Annotated in this window: 16 protein-coding genes; 5 read left to right on the forward strand and 11 right to left on the reverse strand. The window is 69.6% G+C overall.

Translation table 11 applies throughout. The features are described from left to right. Positions 1 to 292 precede the first annotated feature (292 nt). Positions 293 to 2,104, reverse strand: a complete 1,812-nt coding sequence (locus R2B38_RS05950; RefSeq protein WP_318015279.1) for an ABC transporter permease/substrate binding protein — start codon at positions 2,102 to 2,104, stop codon at positions 293 to 295. Continuing rightward, complete coding sequence (locus R2B38_RS05955) at positions 2,097 to 3,146, reverse strand: glycine betaine/L-proline ABC transporter ATP-binding protein (RefSeq protein ID WP_318015280.1); 1,050 nt, start codon at positions 3,144 to 3,146, stop codon at positions 2,097 to 2,099. Before R2B38_RS05955 ends, R2B38_RS05950 begins: the two co-directional genes overlap by 8 nt. 220 nt (positions 3,147 to 3,366) lie before the next feature. On the opposite strand from R2B38_RS05955, the gene R2B38_RS05960 reads away from it, so the two are divergent. After that, positions 3,367 to 4,296 (forward strand): 5'-3' exonuclease, encoded by a 930-nt coding sequence (locus R2B38_RS05960; RefSeq protein WP_318021593.1) that lies wholly within the window; start codon positions 3,367 to 3,369, stop codon positions 4,294 to 4,296. Positions 4,297 to 4,385: 89 nt separating this feature from the next. Next, positions 4,386 to 5,225: a siderophore-interacting protein gene (locus R2B38_RS05965; protein ID WP_318015281.1), complete on the forward strand. Its 840-nt coding sequence runs from the start codon at positions 4,386 to 4,388 to the stop codon at positions 5,223 to 5,225. Between the two features lie 130 nt (positions 5,226 to 5,355). Here the strand turns inward: R2B38_RS05965 and R2B38_RS05970 are convergent, their stop codons facing one another. The 3 genes from R2B38_RS05970 to R2B38_RS05980 form a co-directional block, all read right to left on the reverse strand. Next, positions 5,356 to 6,132, reverse strand: coding sequence for an ABC transporter permease (locus R2B38_RS05970; protein WP_318015282.1), 777 nt, complete (start codon positions 6,130 to 6,132; stop codon positions 5,356 to 5,358). After that, entirely contained in the window at positions 6,129 to 7,151 is a 1,023-nt protein-coding gene (locus R2B38_RS05975; protein WP_318015283.1) for an ATP-binding cassette domain-containing protein, read from the reverse strand. The genes R2B38_RS05970 and R2B38_RS05975 overlap by 4 nt, the downstream gene beginning before the upstream one ends. Before the next feature lie 183 nt (positions 7,152 to 7,334). Continuing rightward, on the reverse strand, positions 7,335 to 7,955 hold the full coding sequence (locus tag R2B38_RS05980) for a PadR family transcriptional regulator (protein ID WP_318015284.1): 621 nt from the start codon (positions 7,953 to 7,955) through the stop codon (positions 7,335 to 7,337). A 236-nt stretch (positions 7,956 to 8,191) separates the two neighbouring features. Between R2B38_RS05980 and R2B38_RS05985 the strand changes: the two genes are divergently transcribed. The 3 genes from R2B38_RS05985 to R2B38_RS05995 all read left to right on the forward strand — a co-directional run bounded on the left by R2B38_RS05985 (position 8,192) and on the right by R2B38_RS05995 (position 12,455). Further along, positions 8,192 to 9,769, forward strand: a complete 1,578-nt coding sequence (locus tag R2B38_RS05985) for an amino acid permease (RefSeq protein ID WP_318015285.1) — start codon at positions 8,192 to 8,194, stop codon at positions 9,767 to 9,769. 708 nt (positions 9,770 to 10,477) lie between these two features. Then, positions 10,478 to 11,482 (forward strand): terpene synthase family protein, encoded by a 1,005-nt coding sequence (locus R2B38_RS05990; RefSeq protein WP_318015286.1) that lies wholly within the window; start codon positions 10,478 to 10,480, stop codon positions 11,480 to 11,482. A gap of 31 nt (positions 11,483 to 11,513) precedes the next feature. Then, positions 11,514 to 12,455, forward strand: coding sequence for an RluA family pseudouridine synthase (locus tag R2B38_RS05995; protein WP_318015287.1), 942 nt, complete (start codon positions 11,514 to 11,516; stop codon positions 12,453 to 12,455). An 18-nt stretch (positions 12,456 to 12,473) separates the two neighbouring features. Here the strand turns inward: R2B38_RS05995 and R2B38_RS06000 are convergent, their stop codons facing one another. The 6 genes from R2B38_RS06000 to R2B38_RS06025 form a co-directional block, all read right to left on the reverse strand. Then, positions 12,474 to 13,964 (reverse strand): cytochrome P450, encoded by a 1,491-nt coding sequence (locus R2B38_RS06000; protein ID WP_318015288.1) that lies wholly within the window; start codon positions 13,962 to 13,964, stop codon positions 12,474 to 12,476. A gap of 52 nt (positions 13,965 to 14,016) precedes the next feature. Then, complete coding sequence (locus R2B38_RS06005) at positions 14,017 to 14,637, reverse strand: GTP-binding protein (RefSeq protein ID WP_318015289.1); 621 nt, start codon at positions 14,635 to 14,637, stop codon at positions 14,017 to 14,019. Continuing rightward, entirely contained in the window at positions 14,618 to 15,022 is a 405-nt protein-coding gene (locus R2B38_RS06010) for a DUF742 domain-containing protein (protein ID WP_033283750.1), read from the reverse strand. The genes R2B38_RS06005 and R2B38_RS06010 overlap by 20 nt, the downstream gene beginning before the upstream one ends. Then, the gene (locus R2B38_RS06015) at positions 15,019 to 15,426 is read right to left on the reverse strand and encodes a roadblock/LC7 domain-containing protein (RefSeq protein ID WP_019066134.1); all 408 of its coding nucleotides are present in this window, start codon (positions 15,424 to 15,426) and stop codon (positions 15,019 to 15,021) included. The genes R2B38_RS06010 and R2B38_RS06015 overlap by 4 nt, the downstream gene beginning before the upstream one ends. Beyond that, complete coding sequence (locus tag R2B38_RS06020) at positions 15,423 to 17,009, reverse strand: sensor histidine kinase (RefSeq protein WP_318015290.1); 1,587 nt, start codon at positions 17,007 to 17,009, stop codon at positions 15,423 to 15,425. The genes R2B38_RS06015 and R2B38_RS06020 overlap by 4 nt, the downstream gene beginning before the upstream one ends. 307 nt (positions 17,010 to 17,316) lie before the next feature. After that, positions 17,317 to 17,952, reverse strand: a complete 636-nt coding sequence (locus R2B38_RS06025; RefSeq protein WP_318015291.1) for a helix-turn-helix domain-containing protein — start codon at positions 17,950 to 17,952, stop codon at positions 17,317 to 17,319. Between the last annotated feature and the right edge of the window lie 166 nt (positions 17,953 to 18,118).

Raw genomic sequence — 18,118 nt, forward strand, 5'->3', positions numbered from 1 at the left:
GATCGGACGTCATGGTTCTGGCCAGTCCGCGACGGTCCGCCGACCCTCGATCAGCGCGAGACTTCGTCTCTACTCTTCAATGCGTACGCGGTCGCCGGTGTTCCCGCTCATCCCTCAGGCCTGATTGCGGGGTTTCGTAGCGCTATGTGGTTGGCCGGATCCTTTTCGTACCGGATCGGGGCACAAAAGAGGTGGGCCCCGCCGCACGAAGGGGGGAACGTGCGGCGGAGCCCACCTCTGGGGCGGCGGCTGCGGGACTGTCAGGTCACCCGGCCGCCTGGCTCTTCGGGTCCTACTGGCTCTTCTGGTTCTTCGCGACCGGGGCCAACTGGTCGACGAGGCCCGGGTGTTGCTTCAGCCAGGTGCGGACGGCGTCCTGCTCCCCGCCCTTGCCGGACTTCTGGATCTGCGCCTCAAGGCCGGTGAGCTGGGACTCGGTCAGCTTGAAGTCCTTCAGCCACTTGCCGACGTCGGGGTTGTCCTCGGCGAAGCCCTTGCGGGACAGGGTGTGCACGGCGTCGCCCTTGCCCCAGGCGTTCTTCGGGTCCTTGAGCTTCTTCAGCTTGTAGTCGCTGTACGCCCAGTGCGGCGACCAGAGCGTGACGACGATCGGCTGCTTCTTGGCGTACGCCCGCTTCAGCTCGGCCAGCATCGCCGGGGTGGAGCCGTCGACGACGTCGTAGCCCTGGAGGCCGTACTCCTTGAGGACCTTGGTCTTCAGGAGGCCCATCATTCCGGCGCTCGGTTCGATGCCGGTGATCTTGCCGCCGAACTCGGAGGCGTGGGTCTTGAGGTCCGCGAGGGTGTTGACGTCCTTCACGTACGACGGGACGGTCAGCTCCAGGGACGTGGAGCCGTACCAGCTGCCGAGGTCGTCGAGCTGCTTGCCGTACTTCTTCCAGTACTCGGCGTGCGTGGTGGGCAGCCAGGAGTCGGTCTGGAAGTCGACCTGGCCGGTGGCGAGGCCGGTGTAGAGCGGGCCCGCCGCGTACTGGGTGGTGGTCACCTTGTAGCCGCGCTCCTCCAGGATCTCCTTCCAGAGGAAGGTGGAGGCGATGCCCTCGTCCCAGGGGATGTAGCCGATGGTGATGTTCTTGCCCTTGCCGACGTCATTGGCGGCGGTCGCCTTCGAGCCGGAGGAGGAGCCGAAGACGCCGATGCCGCTCGCCACCAGGGCGAGGACGACCACGCCGATCACGGCGAACGCGGGGCGCGGACGGTAGTTCCAGAGCTTGGCGCCGTCGCTCGCGCGGGCCTTGGCGGCGGCCCTGCGGCCGAGCGGGGAGATCTGGGTGCCGAGCGCGCTGGTCATGCGGTCGAGGTAGATCGCGAGGACGACGATCCCGACGCCCGCCTCGAAGCCGAAGCCGATGTCGAGCTGGCCGATGGCCTCGTTCACGGCGCCGCCGAGGCCGCCGGTGCCGACCATGCCGGCGATGACGACCATCGACAGGCCCAGCATGATGACCTGGTTGATGCCCGCCATGATCGTCGGGAGCGCCAGGGGCAGTTGGACGCGCAGCAGGGTGTCCCGTGGTGACGTGCCGAACGCCTCGGCGGCTTCCACGAGTTCGGCGTCCACCTGGCGGATGCCGAGCTCGGTCATGCGGACGCCGGGGGCGAGCGCGAAGATCAGGGTGGCGATGACGCCGGCGGAGGTACCGAGGCCGAAGAAGAGGATCGCCGGGATCAGCAGCACCATCGACGGCATCGTCTGGAGCAGGTCGAGGGCGGGCCGTACGACCGCGCTGACCGTCCTGGAGCGGGCCGCCCAGATGCCCAGCGGGATCGAGATCACCAGGGCGATGACGGTCGCGACGAGGACGAGGGCGAGTGTCGACATCGCCCGGTCCCAGAGGTCCAGCGAGTCGATGAGCAGGAATCCGGCGAAGGCCAGGACACCCGCGACCAAGCCGCGCAGCCACCAGGCGATCACGGCGAAGATGCCCGCGAGGAGCAGGGGTTCGGGGGCGGTGAGGACCGCGTTGATGCCGTCGTACATGCCCTCGACGACCGTCTTGATCGCGTCGAAGAGCCAGGACATGTGGGCGAGGAGCCAGTCGACACCGGAGTCGACCCAGTCCCCGAGCGGGAGCCTAGGCATGGGCGGTCACCTCCTCAACGGAGTCCCCGCCGAGGAACGCGACAAGGCGTTCCTGCGGTACGACTCCTACGACCTCGTCGGCCGCGTCGACCACCGCGACCGGGTGGGTCAGGCGAGCGCTGAGGGCGCACAGGTCGGTGAAGGGGGTGTCCGGGGTGGCGGTCGCGCAGTCGCAGTCGGCCTCGTGACCGTCGACACCGGTGTCCATGACGGAGCTCGCGGTCAGCACCCGGGAGCGGTCGACGTCCTGGATGAAAGAGGCGACGTAGTCGTTCGCGGGGCGCAGCAGGATGTCCTCGGCACTGCCGGTCTGGACGATCCGGCCGTCGCGCATGACGGCGATGCGGTCGCCCAGGCGCATGGCCTCGTTGAGGTCGTGCGTGATGAAGACGATGGTCTTCTTCAACGACTGCTGCAGTTCCAGGAGTTGGTCCTGCATGTCCCGGCGGATCAGCGGGTCGAGGGCGCTGAACGACTCGTCCATGAGGAGCAGGTCGGCGTCGGTGGCGAGCGCGCGGGCCAGGCCGACGCGCTGCTGCATGCCGCCGGACAGCTCGTCGGGCCAGGAGTCCTCCCAGCCGGCCAGGCCGCACAGGGCGAGCGCCTCGCCGGCGCGCTTGAGGCGCTCGGCGCGGGGCACGCCCTGCACTTCAAGACCGTAGGCGGCGTTCTCGCGGACGCTGCGGTGCGGGAAGAGCGCGAAGTGCTGGAAGACCATGCTGATCTTGCGGGCGCGGACCTCGCGGAGTTCGCGGTCGCCGAGCGCGGTCAGGTCCTGGCCGTCGAAGAGGACACGGCCCGCGGTGGGCTCCAGGAGTCCGTTGAGCATCCGCAGGAGGGTCGACTTGCCGGAGCCGGACAGGCCCATGACGACGAAGATCTGCCCTGGCGCGACGGAGAAGGAGGCGTCGATCACGGCGGCGGTGGTGCCGTCGGCGCGCAGTTCCTCCCGGTCGGCTCCTTCGCGGAGCCGTTCGACTGCCTGGTCGGGTCGTCTGCCGAACACCTTGTACAGATGCTCGGCTTCTAGCCTGGCTGACACGCGTACCTCTCGGTCGGGGACAGGACGGGAGGCGACGGCGACGGACCTGGAAGGCCCCTCGACGGCTGAAGACGGTTGAATGTGCAACCGGCATCGCTCCGAGGCCGCGCCTGCCCATGCCTGTCGCGGGCAAACACCGGAGTGGTCCAGCTCACCCACCAGCGGTATTGGTCCCACCGGGTGACACGGAGGGGTGATCGTCGCCCTGTCGTGCGGCATGATGCGAGGCGTGACCGGACGACTGATGCTCCTCGACACCGCCTCGCTCTACTTCCGCGCCTACTTCGGCGTCCCGGAGTCCGTGAAGGCACCGGACGGGACGCCGGTGAACGCCGTACGCGGGCTGCTGGAGTTCATCGACCGCCTGGTCAAGGACCATCGCCCCGACCAGCTCGTCGCCTGCATGGACGCGGACTGGCGCCCCCAGTGGCGGGTCGACCTCATCCCCACCTACAAGGCGCACCGCGTCGCCGAGGTGCGCGAGAGCGGCCCGGACGCGGAGGAGGTGCCGGACACGCTCTCCCCGCAGGTGCCGATCATCGAGGCCGTCCTCGACGCGGTCGGCATCGCGCGCGTGGGCGTCGAGCCGTACGAGGCCGACGACGTGATCGGCACCTTCACGGCGCACGCCAAGGGCCCGGTCGACATCGTCACCGGCGACCGCGACCTGTACCAGCTCGTCGACGACGCCCGCGGCGTCCGCGTCCTGTATCCGATCAAGGGCGTCGGCTCGCTCCAGGTCACCGACGAGGCGTTCCTGCGCGAGAAGTACGGCGTCGACGGGCGCGGCTACGTGGATCTGGCGCTGCTGCGCGGCGACCCGAGCGACGGTCTGCCGGGCGTCCCCGGGATCGGCGAGAAGACGGCGGCGAAACTCCTCGCCGAGTTCGGTGACGTGCCCGGGATCATGGCCGCGATCGACGACCCGAAGTCCAAGCTGACCCCTTCGCAGCGCAAGCGCCTCGACGAGTCACGGCCGTACGTCGCGGTCGCGCCCAAGGTCGTCAAGGTCGCCGACGACGTTCCGCTGCCCGATGTCGACCCGACGCTGCCGCACGCCCCGCGTGACCCGGAGCTGGTGAACGCGCTGGCGGAGCGGTGGGGGCTGGGCGGATCATTGCAGCGGCTGCTCACCACGCTGAGCGCATAAGCATTGTTCTTGCCCTCGCTTTGTTGCTTTTACCGAAGAATCTAGTGCTAACTTAGGTAAGCCTAAGCATGGGAACCTGGGAGGCCGTCATGGCAGAACGTCCGGCACGGAAGCCGCGTAAGCCCCACTCCGCGCAGGTCGTCCGCACCGAGCGCCTGACTCCCCATATGCAGCGCGTGGTGCTCGGTGGCGCGGGTCTGGCCGAGTTCTCGGCGGACACCTGCACCGACCATTACGTGAAACTGCTGTTCCCCGCCGGTGGCGCGGTCTACCCCGAGCCCTTCGACGTGGAGCGCATCCGCGCCGAGTTCCCGCGCGAGCAGTGGCCGGTGACCCGCACCTACACCGTGCGCGCCTGGGACCCCGAGCACCTCGAGATGACCCTGGACTTCGTGATCCACGGCGACGAGGGCCTCGCCGGGCCGTGGGCGACCCGCGTCCAGCCGGGCGAGACCGTCCACTTCATGGGCCCCGGCGGCGCCTACGCCCCCGACGCGGGCGCCGACTGGCATCTGCTCGCCGGGGACGAGAGCGCGCTGCCCGCGATCGCCCGGGCGCTGGAGTCGCTGCCCGAGGGGGCGACGGCCCACGCCTTCGTGGAGATCTCCGGCCCGGAGGAGGAGCAGAAGATCGACTCCGACATCGAGGTCGTCTGGCTGCACCGCGGCGACCGTCCCGTCGGCGAGACACTCGCCGAGGCCGTACGGGCACTGGAGTTCCCCGAGGGCCGGATGCACGCCTTCGTGCACGGCGAGGCGGCCTTCGTGAAAGACCTCCGTGCCCTGCTCCGCGTCGAGTTGCAGATCCCGCGCGAGGACCTGTCGATCTCCGGCTACTGGCGCCTGGGCCACAACGAGGACGGCTGGCAGGCGTCGAAGCGGGAGTGGAACGCGAAGATCGAGGCGGAGCAGGAGGGCGTTGCCGCGTAGGTGGCGCCTATGGGGGTGCCACGACGGACCGTTGGCGTGTGCGGCTCCCGTCGTGGCTGGTCGCGCCCGCGCGGCGGAGCCGCAAATCGACACAGCCCCGCGCCCCTTTGGGGCGCGTGTCTCGGGGCGCTTACACAGACCGCTGATACGACCTGAACGTGCGGATCGACAGCCATACCGCTGCCACCGCGAGGCCCAGTAGCGCGCCGCCCCTGCTGAGGACGTCGCCCCAGTCGGGGTGCTCGCTCATCGCCGAACGGCCCGCCACCATCGCCCAGTTGAGCGGGTTGAAGTCGGCGATGTGCCGCATCCACGAGGGCATCTGGGACGGCGCCATGAACGCGCTGGACAGGAAGGTCAGCGGCAGCAGCAGGAAGGTGTTGATGCCGATGATCGACTCCCGCTGTCGCACCAGCATGCCGAGCGCGTTGGAGAGCGCCCCGAAGATGGTCCCCAGGAGCACGGACGCCACCACCAGGACAGCGATGCCGCCGATGCCGCCCGGGTAGTCGGCGCCGCCGAGCAGTCCGAGCAGCACGATGATCGCGGACTGGAGCGCGGTGACAAGGCCGTTGTTGACGACGTTGCCGTTCATCAGCGCGGCCCGGCTGACCGGAGTGGTCAGGAAGCGGTTGAGCGTGCCGCGTTGGATCTCCTCCAACGTGCCCATGCCCGCCCACATGTTGGAGCTGAGGGCGCTCATCACGACCACGCCCGGGACCAGGTAGTCCAGGTACGAGGTGGTGCCGAAGCCGCCGAGTTCGACGACCTTCTTGAAGAGGTTGCCGAACAGGAACAGCCAGATCACCGGCTGGATGAGGGTGATGACCGCGAAGGCGGGCTGCCGTGCGAACACCATGAGTTGACGCTGCGTCATGTACCAGGTCTGGGATACGGCGGTGCTCATCGCGCACCTCCGGCGACGGCGACGGCAAGCTGCCCGGTGCTGTTCGTGTCGGCCTCGGCGTAACGGCGGCCCGCGTAACGGAGATAGACGTCGTCCAGCGAGGGACGGGCGACCGTCGCGCCGGCGACCCCGACGCCGGCCCGCTCGAACGCCGCCAGCAGGACGGGCATCGCGGCCGCTCCGTCGTCGGCGCGGGCACTGACCCGGCGCCCGTCGACCAGCACCTCGTGCACGCCCGGCAGTCCGACGAGGGCACCCCGGAGCAGCGTACGACCGGCGTCACCGACCGCTTCCCGCAGCTCCAAGTGGACGGCGTCGCCCCGGAGTTCGCCCTTGAGGGAGTCGGGAGTACCTTCCACGACGACCCGGCCGCGGTCGACGATCGCGATGCGCTCGGCGAGCCGGTCGGCCTCTTCGAGGTGGTGCGTGGTGAGCAGGATGGTCAGCCCCTCCTCCCCCGCCAGCCGGCCGATCTCGTCCCACATCGCGGTGCGGGCCTCCGGGTCGAGGCCGGTGGTGGGTTCGTCGAGGAAGAGCACCTCCGGCCGGTGCACCAGGCCGAGCGCCACGTCCAGGCGGCGGCGCATACCGCCGGAGTAGCCCTTCACCGGACGCTTCGCGGCGTCGGCGAGGGTGAAGCGGTCGAGGAGCTCGTCCACCCGCTTCGCGAGGGCGGCGCCCCTCAAGCCGTAGAGCCTGCCCTGGAGTTGGAGGTTCTCGCGGCCGGTCGCCGTCGGGTCGGCGCCGGAGTTCTGGGCGACCACGCCGATCGCGCGCCGGACCCGGTCGGGGTGGCGCAGCACGTCGTGGCCGGCGACGGTGGCCGTGCCGGAGTCGGGCCTGGCGAGGGTGGTGAGGATCTTGACGGTGGTGGACTTGCCGGCGCCGTTCGGCCCGAGGAGGCCGAAGACGGTGCCGGGCTCGACGGTGATGTCCATGCCGTTGAGGGCGGTGACATCGCCGGAATAGGTCTTGATCAGGTGACGCGCCTCGACCGCGGGCGCACGGGTACTGCCCATGACAGCTCTCCAAGGAATGAGCGGATGTGCGATGTGAAAGGTCACGACTGATCCGCGTGAAGAGCGCCCGGCTATCCTGAGTGTGCCGCACCTCGATCGCCTGGCTTCGCCGCACGGCGGGTCAGTTCGGGGTTCGTGACCCCGGCGGGGCTGCTCCAACAGCCCGGTCGGGGTTCTTCGTGTCTAGGTGAACTCCGTCGGCAGCTCCCCCGTCTCGTGGAAGTGACGCCATCCCTCGACGCCGGGCAGTGAGCCCTTCTTGATCTCGTCGACGAGACCCCGGATCCACTCCGCCTGCGCCCGGACCATGTGCAACTGGTACTCGCTCTCCACCAGGAAGAGCCGGGGCAGCGTCTCGTAGAGCTTCTCCAGCGCACCGCGCGCACTGGCCGCCTGGAGGTCGAGGTTCTGCACCCGCTCCTCAAGGAGGCGCACCACCTCGTCGGGGTGGATGACTCCGACGAGCGGGAGCGCGGTCTCGAAGATCGGGAACTCCTTGACCGGCACGGCCAGCAGGTCGGAGAGCCACTCGACGGCTTCCTCGCGCCCCGCGTCGGTGATGCGGTAGACCGTGCGCTCGGGGCGGTTCCCCTGCCGCTCCACGTCGGTGACCTCGACGAAGCCGTGTTTCTCCAGGTTCTGCACGACCGTGTAGAGCGAGCCGTAGTTGATCTTCGTGGTGCTGTCCTTGCCCTGGCGGCGCAGGGTCTGGGCGATCTCGTACGGATGCATCGGGCCCTGCCAGAGGGTGACCAGCACGGTGAGTGCCAGCGGGTTGCCGAGCTTGCGGCGCTTGGGCGGCATGGCCATACCTCGCTTCCGAATATCCGTGGCCGAACATATCGCGAGTGCGCAGCGAGCGTCAACACACACGATGTATCGCGTATTGGCCGCGAAGGCAAGGGCGTGAGGACTTAGGCCCGCCGCGGACACGGCGGCGTGACGCGACGGAAACAGGCCATCCCTAATTTCTGTCACCCGACAGGAATTCAGCTGTCGGGTCAGGATTCCGCTCTCCTGCGCCGAAGGCAGGTGCCGCCGTGACCACAACAGCCCCCTCCGACATACGCCCCGATCCGCCCAACTCCCCCTCCCCCGAGGACGGCTCCCTCGCGGAGTTCGGCTACCGCCAGGAGCTGCACCGCAGCCTGGGCCGGTACGCGTCGTTCGCGGCCGGGTTCTCCTTCATCTCCGTACTGACGACCGTCTTCCAGTTCTTCGCCTTCGGGTACGCGTTCGGCGGCCCGGTCTTCTTCTGGGCCTGGCCGATCGTGCTGGCCGGCCAGCTCCTGGTGGCGGCCTGCTTCGCGGAACTGGCCGCGCGCTACCCGATCTCGGGCGCGATCTACCAGTGGTCCTCACGCCTCTCCAACGCGACCTTCGGCTGGTTCGCGGGCTGGATCATGGTGATCGGCCAGATCGTGGTGGTGGCGGCAGCCGCCCTGGCCCTCCAGATGGTGCTGCCGGCGATCTGGTCGGGCTTCCAGCTGGTGGGCGGCGACCCGGCCCCCACCTCACCGGACGGCGCGGCCAACGCGGCGGTCCTGGGCGTGATCCTGCTGGTCCTGACGACGCTGGTGAACATCCTCGACAACCGCGTGATGTCGGTCATCAACCGGGTCGGCGTGACGGCGGAGATCATCGGCGCGATCCTGATCGTCGTCCTCCTCCTGACCCACTCGAAGCGCACCCCGACCATCACCTTCCACACCACCGGCAGCCTGGAGGGCGGACTGCTCGGCGCCCTGCTGGTCGGCTCGTTCACGGCGGCGTACGTGATGATCGGCTTCGACAGCGCGGGCGAGATGAGCGAGGAGACCCACAACCCCCGCCGCACCGCGCCCCGCACGATCCTCACCGCGCTCACCGCCGCCGGCCTGCTCGGCGGCCTGATCATCCTCGGCGGCCTCCTCGCCGCCCCCAGCCTGACCGACGGCCACCTGGGCGTCGACGGCCTCAGCTACGTCCTCACGAGCAGCCTCGGGGACGGCGTCGGCAAGGCGTTGCTGGCGGACGTGGTGGTGGCGATCGCGGTAGCGACGCTGGCCATCCAGACGGCGGCCTGCCGCATGCTCTTCTCGATGGCCCGGGACGGCCGACTCCCGTTCTCCGCCCGTCTGTCCAAGGTCAACCCCCGCACGGGCATGCCCAGCGCCCCGGCCATCGTCGTGGGCGTCCTCTCGGCCGCCCTGCTCCTCCTCAACTTCGCCTCCCCCGACGCGTTCCTCGCCATCGGCACGACCTGCATCGTGATGCTGTACCTGGCGTACGCGATGGTGACGGGACCGCTGCTGTTCCGCCGTGTGCGGGGCGAGTTCGAGGTGGAGGGCACGGACGAGACGGGCGCGCGCCTGTTCTCCCTGGGCCGGTGGGGGGTACCGGTCAACGCGCTGGCGCTTCTCTACGGCCTTGTCATGACCGTCAACCTGGCGTGGCCGCGGGCCGCCGTGTACGACCCGGCGGGTGGGCACTGGTACTTCCAGTGGTTCACGGTGTTGTTCCTGGCGGTGACGGTTGTGTTCGGAGCCTTGTACCGGCTCATGCGCGCGCGGCGCGTGCGCTCCGCGACCGAACCTGCTCGGTCTCTTGCGGATTCTACTCAACTGCCGCCTGAATAAGCCTTGTTGTGGTCGGTTGGCGGCGCATGGACGGCGCACTGGACGGAGCGTGAAGCCGCGCATCCGGCAAGCGGAGAACCGCTCCATGCGCCGGGGTAGCACCATGCGCCGGGGCAGCACGCCCTTTTGGGGAGGCATGGGCCGTCGCATGGTCCGGAGCAAGGGCCTTTCAGGGCGTATTGACGACATGACGCGATGTCGCACCCGTGCCCGTTGGAGGTGGTGCCCGGATGCCCGCGACGGCCGGCGGCTCAACTCCTCGCGACGGCGCCTTGCTTGAGTTCCGACCGGCCTCGAACAGTTGACTGGACCCGCAGGCACATCGGAAGGTGGAGACGCCCCGCGACCGCACCGTCCGGCGGTCGCCGCCATGGCCGAAACCATGGCTGACGTCACCACCCGGCACGCGGTCGACGATGCCCGCGCGACCGGTTCGGCCCGCAGGTCTTGTCCGTGTACGAATCAGCCACGCCGCCGTCACGGCGCAGGGAGTACAGCGCGCAGTTCGTGGACTTGGTCGACTCCGTCACCCGGAGGGCACCGTCAAGGGCTCCGCCCCCACCCAGGGGCCGTAGCCCTGGCCGTCGGCTGCGTACGGCGGCCCGAGGTCACCCTCCGCGAGTCTCCGATTCCGTGCTCCGCCCAAGCCGAAAGGCCTGACAACCACTGCTGATGCCAGGTCTTGCGTCCCGACAGGAGATCAGCACGATGAGCACATCCGCGCTCCGAGCGCACTACACATGGCAGGGGAACCCGAACGTCGACCTGCTGAATCGCAGCGGCGACGACTGGACGTACGACATGGGGCTCCTGCCCGTCGCGGCCGACCCCGAGGAGTGGGCGGCCATCGGACTCGCCGACTGCACCGCGTGGTGTTACCCCGGCGCGGACAAGGACGAGCTGTTCCTGGCGTACCACCTCTACGCGTGGATGTTCGCCCTCGACCTGCTGTTCCCGCGGACGTTCAAAGCCGAGCGCGACCTCCAGGGAGCGCGGGCCCTGGTCGACCGGCTGTCGCTGTTCATGCCGTTGCACGGCACCTCCCATGCGATGCCGAAGCACCCGATAGAGAAGTCCCTTGCCGATTTATGGATACGGATGACGCCCACGAGGTCGGCGGAGTGGAAACGTAACATGCGGAGCGCCGTATTGGAATATGCCGACGGCCAGTGCTGGGAGCTGGAGTGCATGCGCTCCGGGCGTATCCCTGATCCGGCCGAGTACCTTGTCCGGCGCCGCGGCTCGTTCGGCGGCCAGGTCGGGATCTGTCTCGCCGAGCACGTGGCCGCCGCGGAAGTGCCGGCCCGGGTGCGCCGCTCCCGTCCCTTCCGCGCGCTGACGGACGCCTGGATAGACCTTCAGACGCTCTACAACGACGTCCGCTCCTACCGTCGAGAGGTCGAGAAGGAGGACGAGATATGCAACTTCGTCCTCGTGTTCGCGAGGTTCCTGGACATCTCCATCGACGAGGCCGCGACCGTCATCACCCGGCTGCGCACGGCCAGGCAGTCGGAGTACGAACACCTTGAGAAGACTCAACTCCCGGACATCTGCGAACAGTTGCGGCTGAACGGCAACGACCGTGAGCAGTTGTCGGCCGTCGTCGAAGTGATGGGTTACCACCTCGCCGCCGTCGACGCCTGGACGACCACCGCCCCGCGGTATCAGGCGCCCGCCCCGGGAGACGTGCCCGCCGCGGTTCTCGGATCCTGAGGACCCGAGCCGCCGCGTACGCTTGATCGTGATGAGACGCCGTACCCCGCCCCCGCCCTCTCCGCTGCCCCAGCGCGACGGAGTGGACCCGGTGCGGGTGCGGCTGCCGGCCGGGAACGCGTGGGCGACCGTGCGGGATCATCTCGTGGCGCGGCTCGCGGCCGGGGCCGAGGTGATCGACACCATGCTCGCCGAGGGACGGATCGTGGACGTCACCGGGCACCCGGTGTCGCGGGACACGGCGTACGCGCCCGGGACGTTCGTGTGGTTCCACCGGGAGCTGCCGGACGAGGAGCGCGTGCCGTTCCCGATCGGCGTCGTGTACCGGGACGAGCACGTGGTGGTGGCCGACAAGCCGCACTTCCTGGCCACCACCCCGCGCGGCAGCCACGTCGCCGAGACGGCCCTGGCGCGGCTGCGGCGGCAGCTGGGGATCCCGGCACTGGGCGCGGCCCACCGCCTCGACCGGCTGACGGCCGGGCTGGTGCTGTTCATCGTGCGACCGGAGGAGCGCGGCGCGTACCAGTCGCTGTTCCGCGACCGGCGGGTGGCGAAGGAGTACGAGGCGGTGGCCCCGTACGACCCGACGCTGACCCTGCCGCGCACCCTGCGCAGCCGGATCGTCAAGGAGCGCGGGATCCTGGCGGCCCAGGAGGTCGAGGGCGAGACCAACGCCATCAGCCGGGTCGAGCTGCTGGAGCACCGGCACGGGCGGGCCCGGTACCGGCTCACTCCGCGTACCGGGCAGACGCACCAACTGCGGGTGCACATGAGCGCGTTGGGCGTGCCCATCCTCGGCGATCCGCTCTATCCGGTGGTGACCGACCCCGTGCCGGCCGGTGATTTCCGCCGTCCGCTCCAACTGCTGGCGCGGGTCCTGGAATTCACCGATCCGGTCACGGGGTGCGAGCACCGGTTCGTCAGCCCGCGGGTGCTGCGGGCCTGGTCGTCGTACGAGGAGTGGGCGGGGTGACCCCGGTGGCCGGTCGTCTCATTCGCCGTGCCACCAGCGCAGGAAGCGGCGCAACAGGCCCGGTCGGTGGGCCGGTTCGGGCACCGGCGCCGCGGCGGGCACGGCGGTGGGCTCGTCGACCGGGGCGGCGGGCGCCGGAACCGTGGGCGGGGTCGGCACGAAGCTGACCTGCCAATCGTTCGGGCGCTGCCGCAGCGCCGGGTTGACGGCGGGCTGCTCGGCGACGTCCTGCTGGGCCTTCGGCGTGAACCGCACCGGCAGCTCCACCAGGTGCCGGTTCCCGATGGACGACCGCCAGCGCAGTTCGTCCTCCTCGCAGGCGAGCTGGATGTCCGGAACCCGGGTCAGCAGCGCGTCGACGCCCACGTCGGCGATGGCACGGCCGATGTCCTGGCCCGGGCACTCGTGAGTGCCGCCGCCGAAGGCGAGGTGCGAGCGGTTGCCCATCATGTTGGCCTTGAGGTCGGGCCGCACCCGGGGGTCCACGTTGCCCGGCGCCGGCGCGAACAGCAGTCCGTCGCCCTTGCGGATGCGCTGGCCGCCCAACTCCGTCTCCTGCTTGGCGAAGTAGGCGAAGACGGTGCTGAACGGCGGCTCGTCCCACAGTGACTGCTCGACCGCCTCGGGCACGGTCATCTGGCCGCCGTTCAGCTGGGCCCGGAAGCCCGGTTCGGTGAGCACCATGCGCAGCACGTTGGCGAGGAGGTTGGCCGTGGTCTCGTAGGAGGCGAGGAGCACCACGCGCAGGTGTTCCCTGACCTCGTCGTCGGTGAGCCCCGCCGGGTGGGTGACGAGATGGCTGGTGAAGTCGTCCTGCGGCTCGGCCCGGCGCCGCACGGCCAGCCGGTTGAGGACCTCCATGAGGTAGGCGTGGCTGGCGAGCGCGGTCTCGGTGCCCTTGAGGCAGTCGCGGGCGGCCTGTACCAGCCGGTCGCCGTACTCCTCGGGCATGCCGAGGATCTCGCACATGACCGCCATCGGCAGATGCTCGGCGAACTCGGCGACCAGGTCGGCGTCGCCGTCCTCACAGAACTGGTTGACGAGGTGTTGGGTCGCACGGTAGATGTGCCGGCGGATGCCCCGGTGGTCGATGGTCGACATGGCGCCGGTGACCGCGCCGCGCAGCCGCAGGTGCTCGTCGCCCTCGGCGTGCGCGCAGATCGGCTGCCAGGCGAAGTGCGGCATCAGCGGGTGATCGGGCTTGACCGTGCCGTCCAGCATGGCGGTCCACAGCCGGCTGTCCTTGCAGAACTGCGAGGGGCTGCTCACCATGTGCAGGTTCTCGCCGTGACCGAGCACCACCCAGATCGGCACGTCCTGGTGCAGCAGCGCGGGGGCCACCGCACCGTGCTCGGCGCGGAGTTGCTCGTACACGGCTCCCAGGTCCTGGGCCTCGGGACCGTACAGCCGGCGCAGCCCGCCGGGGCCCGTGCCGTGTGCGGGGCAGCCGGGCGGCGGGCCGAGCCTGGTGTCGTCCGTGCCGGTCGGGGAATGAGGTTCAGGCGTCACAGTGATCGCTCCGGGAACTGAAGTGGATCCGGTGTCGGGGGAGTTGGGCGGGTCAGGTGAGTGAGCCCGTCATCGCCAGGGAGTGCAGGAAGCGCATCAGGGTCATCAGCACGTCCCGGCTGGAGGCACGGCGGCGCGCGTCGCACTCGATGATCGGGATGTCCGGGGACAGGTCGAGCGCCGTGCGCAGGTCCTCGACGGGGTAATGCGGGCCGTCCGGGAAGGAGTTGACGGCGATCACGAACGGCACCCCGCGCTCCTCCAGCCGTCCTATGACGTCGAAGCTGACTTCGAGGCGCCGCGTGTCGATCAGCACCACCGCGCCGAGCGCGCCCTCGAACAGCCCGTTCCACAGGAACCAGAAGCGTTCCTGGCCGGGGGTGCCGAACAGGTACAGCACCAGTTGGTCGGTGATGCTGATCCGGCCGAAGTCCATCGCGACGGTGGTGGCCGTCTTGCTCTCCGAGCCGTAGTTGTCGTCGACGCCGACGCCGGCCTGCGTCATGGTCTCCTCGGTGGTCAGCGGCCTGATCTCGCTGACCGAACCGACCATGGTCGTCTTGCCGACCCCGAAGCCGCCGACGATCACGATCTTCACCGCGGCCTGGGCCGTGTGCGGGAGATGGTCCTCGGTGCGAGGGCCCGTGATGGTGTCAGAGCTTTTGAAGTCCATGCATCACCGCTTCGAGGAGGGAACGGTCGGGGAGCGCCTGGCGGACGATCGGGGCGCGCGCCTGCACCAGTTCGGCCGTCAGCAGCTCGGTGAGCAGGACGGTCACCACGCTGTACGGCAGGTTCAGGTAGGCCGACAGCTCGGCCACGGACAGGGGGGCGATACAGAGCCCGAGCAGGGCCGCCTGCTCGGGAGTGGCCGACTGCGGCGCGTCGGAACGCGCCACGATCAGCGTGACCAGGTCGAGTTCGGCCCGGTCACCGTCCTCGGCCGCGCCGGTGAGCACGTACAGCCGCTCCGGGATCTTTCCTTCGCCCTGCTTCTTGGCGGGCTCGGGCGGCGGCCCATCCTTCGGATGTCGCCGCTGGCGTTGCGGAGGAGTCATACGGTCTGCCCGTTGCGCCTCGGCGGGCTGGTGAGGTGGGCGCCGATTCTGACGACGAGGTCACGCATGCGGTTGCTCATCAGGCCGGGTTCGGCGACCACATCCGACAGCACCGCCAGGTAGGCGTTGGCGCCGGCGGCCATCAGATAGAAGTAGCCGCCGTTGATCTCGATGATGACCATCTTCATCCGGCCGTCGCTGCCCGGGATCTCGGAGGCGACGGCGCCCGCCAGACTCTGCAGTCCGGCACAGGCCGCGGCGACGCGGTCGGCCGCGTCCGGGTCGCCGCCGTAGCGGGCGATGCGCAGCCCGTCGGCGGACAGGACCACGATCTGCTGGATGCCGGGCACGCCGTCGGCGAGATCCTTGAGCATCCAGTCGAAGTTGGCTCGCTGCTGGATCACTTGAGGTCCCCCTCGTCGTCGGCCTCGACACGGGCCGGCTCGGTCTTCTGGATGAAAGCGGTCGGGTCCGGGTCACCCTTGAGGCCTTCCATGAACGCCTCGACCCACAGGCCCGGTTCGGGTTCGTCCTTCTTCTCCGGCTCGGGCTCGGGCACGCCCCAGGCGGAGCGGGCCTCCCGTGCGGCGGCCTCGGCGCGCTCGGCGGCGGCCTGTTCGGCGTACCGCTGCGCGAGCGGGACCTTGACCCGGCTACGGCGCTGCGGCAGACCGCCCGCCGTCCACTCGGTGACCTCGGGAACCTCGTCCTCCATGCTCACCGAGGCCGGGATGCGCGGGCTCGTGGGACGGCGCCGCTTGATCGTGCGCTTGGGGCCGTCGACCGCGCCGAGTTCGGCCTTGGGCATGGCGGTGGCGCCGATGCCGTGGGCGAGTCCGGGTGCGGTGCCGGGCGTGAGCATCTCGCTGGGCACGATGAGGACGGCGCGGACGCCGCCGTAGGCCGAGGCGCGCAGCGAGATCTGCATGTTGTACGTCGCGCAGAGCCGGCCGACGACCTGGAGGCCCAGGCGCGGACTCTCACCGAGGTCCTGGAGGTCGGTGCCGGCCTTGGCGCGCTCCAGCATGCCCTCGGCCCGCGCCCGCGACTCCTCGCTGAGGCTGACGCCGCCGTCCTCGATCTCGATGGCGACACCGGTCTGCACCTCTACGGCGGTGACGTGCACCTTGGTCTGCGGGGGCGAGTACCGCGTGGCGTTGTCGAGGAGTTCGGCGGCCGCGTGGATGACCGGCTCGACGGAGATGCCGCGGATGTTGACCTTGGCGATGGAGTGCAGCTCGATGCGCCGGTACTCCAGGATGCGGGACATGGCGCCGCGCAACACGCTGTACAGCGGCACCGGTTCGGGCCACTGGCGGCCCGGGCGGCCACCGCCGAGCACCGAGATGGAGTCGGCGAGACGGCCGATCAGCGCGGTGCCGTGGTCGATGCGCAGGAGGTCGTCGAAGACCTCCGGGTTACGGCCGTGGTCCTCCTCCATCTCCCGGAGTTCCTTGGCCTGTTGGTGGACGATGGCCTGGACGCGACGGGCGATGCTGACGAAGGAACGCTGCGCGGAGTCACGCATGTTCTCCTCGCGCTCCACGATCCTGAGCACGGTCCGCAGCAAGTCGCGCTGCGGATCGGGAAGTTGCCGCCACTCCGGATCGGCGTCGACGACTTGGCGAATCACCTCTCCGGGGGATTCTCCAGTGCTGAGCCGGTGCAGCGTCGCGGGCAGGATCTCCTGACCGAGGCGGACCATCTCCTGCTTCTGGTCGGCGATCCGCCGTTCCAGATACGCGGTGTGACGGTCGTGCTCGGCGCGCAGGACCCGCAGGTTGCGTCCGCGACGTACCGCTTCGGCCGCCGTCATGATCACCAGCAGGGTGGCGACGGCTCCGCACCAGCCGACGGCGATCCGGGCAGGCCCCGCCACCAGGGCGACGGCGGCCCCGGTCGCCGCGGCCATCACTATGGCGGGCGGCAACAGCACGCGCGCGTAGGGAAGTTCACGGCCACCGGGGGGCGATTGAACACTCACCATGTATGCCCTCTAAAGACAGGTCGGCTGGGGGGATGGGGGAAATCCGGGGGGAGCTTCTGTATCTTTTGCATGTTTGGGAACAAGCGCACGAATACAGCCCAACTCGGTGCGCTGCGGGCGAGCTTAGTCCGACCGGATCACCGCTGTGTCATATTCAGCAAGCCCCTGAAAAGGGACACGGAAGGGGAGTACCCTCAGCCCATTTACACGCTGCGGCTTCAATCGCACACAGCGAGTCACCATGAACGGGCATGCGAAAATCACTCACCGTAATGAGTGAAGCATCGGTTCCGGCCGGGGTTCCGGCTCAGATTCCCGCGATGCGCAACGCCGCGTCGGCCGTCGCCTCCGCGAAGGCGGACACCGGCCGCTCGGGGTCGGAACGGTGCACGAGGATGACCCCCTCGATCAGCCCGAACACCAGATCCGTCCGCAGCTCCAACTCGCTCTTGGCGAGCGCGCCACCGGCCGCGGTCGCGGCGAGCAACTGCCGGTACGCGTCCTTGAGTTCGGCGCGCACGGCATGAAAACCGGCGAACCGCTCGGCGCGCACTTCGGGCAGCAGATACAGCCCGCCGAGGTTGTGCGAACCGCCGCACAACAGCTCGACGTCGGTACGGCACAGCTCCCACAGCCGCCCCTCGGCCGGGGTCGCGTCGTCCGCGAGGAGTTCCCGGGCGTACGTCAGCGAGGGCGTGACCGTGGACTCCAGGAGGTCCGCGAGCAGCTCCTCCTTGCCGGAGACGTAGTGGTACATCGACGCCTGCCGCATGCCCGCGCGCTCGGCGACGGCCCGGGTGGTGGTGGCCGCGTAGCCCCGGGTGGTGAACAACTCGGCGGCGGCGGAGAGGAGTTCGGCACGCGGGGTCAGTCCGCTGTCCGGCCGCTGATCGGCCCGCGGCCTGCCGACCCGGCGGCCCCCCTGTGCACCTGGTGTCCCCATGCGTTCGATCCTCGCACACGGCCCCGCACGGCGACGGCCCGGCGATCTTGGTGAGGGCTCGGTAACCGACCGGCAACACCCGGGCAACCCCGGTGACCCGCCCGCCTCCTAATTTCTGTCGAGCGACAGAAATACCGCACGACCACCACGTCCCCGCAGCCGGAGG

Origin of the sequence: Streptomyces sp. N50, assembly GCF_033335955.1 — a bacterium.
Taxonomy (GTDB): Bacteria; Actinomycetota; Actinomycetes; order Streptomycetales; family Streptomycetaceae; genus Streptomyces.

Coding starts and splice junctions, on each gene's coding strand:
- R2B38_RS05950 (WP_318015279.1), bottom strand. CDS start 2,104: ATGCCTAGGCTCCCGCTCGGGGACTGGGTCGACTCCGGTGTCGACTGG.
- R2B38_RS06020 (WP_318015290.1), bottom strand. CDS start 17,009: ATGGTGAGTGTTCAATCGCCCCCCGGTGGCCGTGAACTTCCCTACGCG.
- R2B38_RS05965 (WP_318015281.1), top strand. CDS start 4,386: ATGGCAGAACGTCCGGCACGGAAGCCGCGTAAGCCCCACTCCGCGCAG.
- R2B38_RS05975 (WP_318015283.1), bottom strand. CDS start 7,151: ATGGGCAGTACCCGTGCGCCCGCGGTCGAGGCGCGTCACCTGATCAAG.
- R2B38_RS05970 (WP_318015282.1), bottom strand. CDS start 6,132: ATGAGCACCGCCGTATCCCAGACCTGGTACATGACGCAGCGTCAACTC.
- R2B38_RS06005 (WP_318015289.1), bottom strand. CDS start 14,637: ATGGACTTCAAAAGCTCTGACACCATCACGGGCCCTCGCACCGAGGAC.
- R2B38_RS05995 (WP_318015287.1), top strand. CDS start 11,514: ATGAGACGCCGTACCCCGCCCCCGCCCTCTCCGCTGCCCCAGCGCGAC.
- R2B38_RS06025 (WP_318015291.1), bottom strand. CDS start 17,952: ATGGGGACACCAGGTGCACAGGGGGGCCGCCGGGTCGGCAGGCCGCGG.
- R2B38_RS05990 (WP_318015286.1), top strand. CDS start 10,478: ATGAGCACATCCGCGCTCCGAGCGCACTACACATGGCAGGGGAACCCG.
- R2B38_RS06010 (WP_033283750.1), bottom strand. CDS start 15,022: ATGACTCCTCCGCAACGCCAGCGGCGACATCCGAAGGATGGGCCGCCG.
- R2B38_RS05980 (WP_318015284.1), bottom strand. CDS start 7,955: ATGCCGCCCAAGCGCCGCAAGCTCGGCAACCCGCTGGCACTCACCGTG.
- R2B38_RS05960 (WP_318021593.1), top strand. CDS start 3,367: ATGCGAGGCGTGACCGGACGACTGATGCTCCTCGACACCGCCTCGCTC.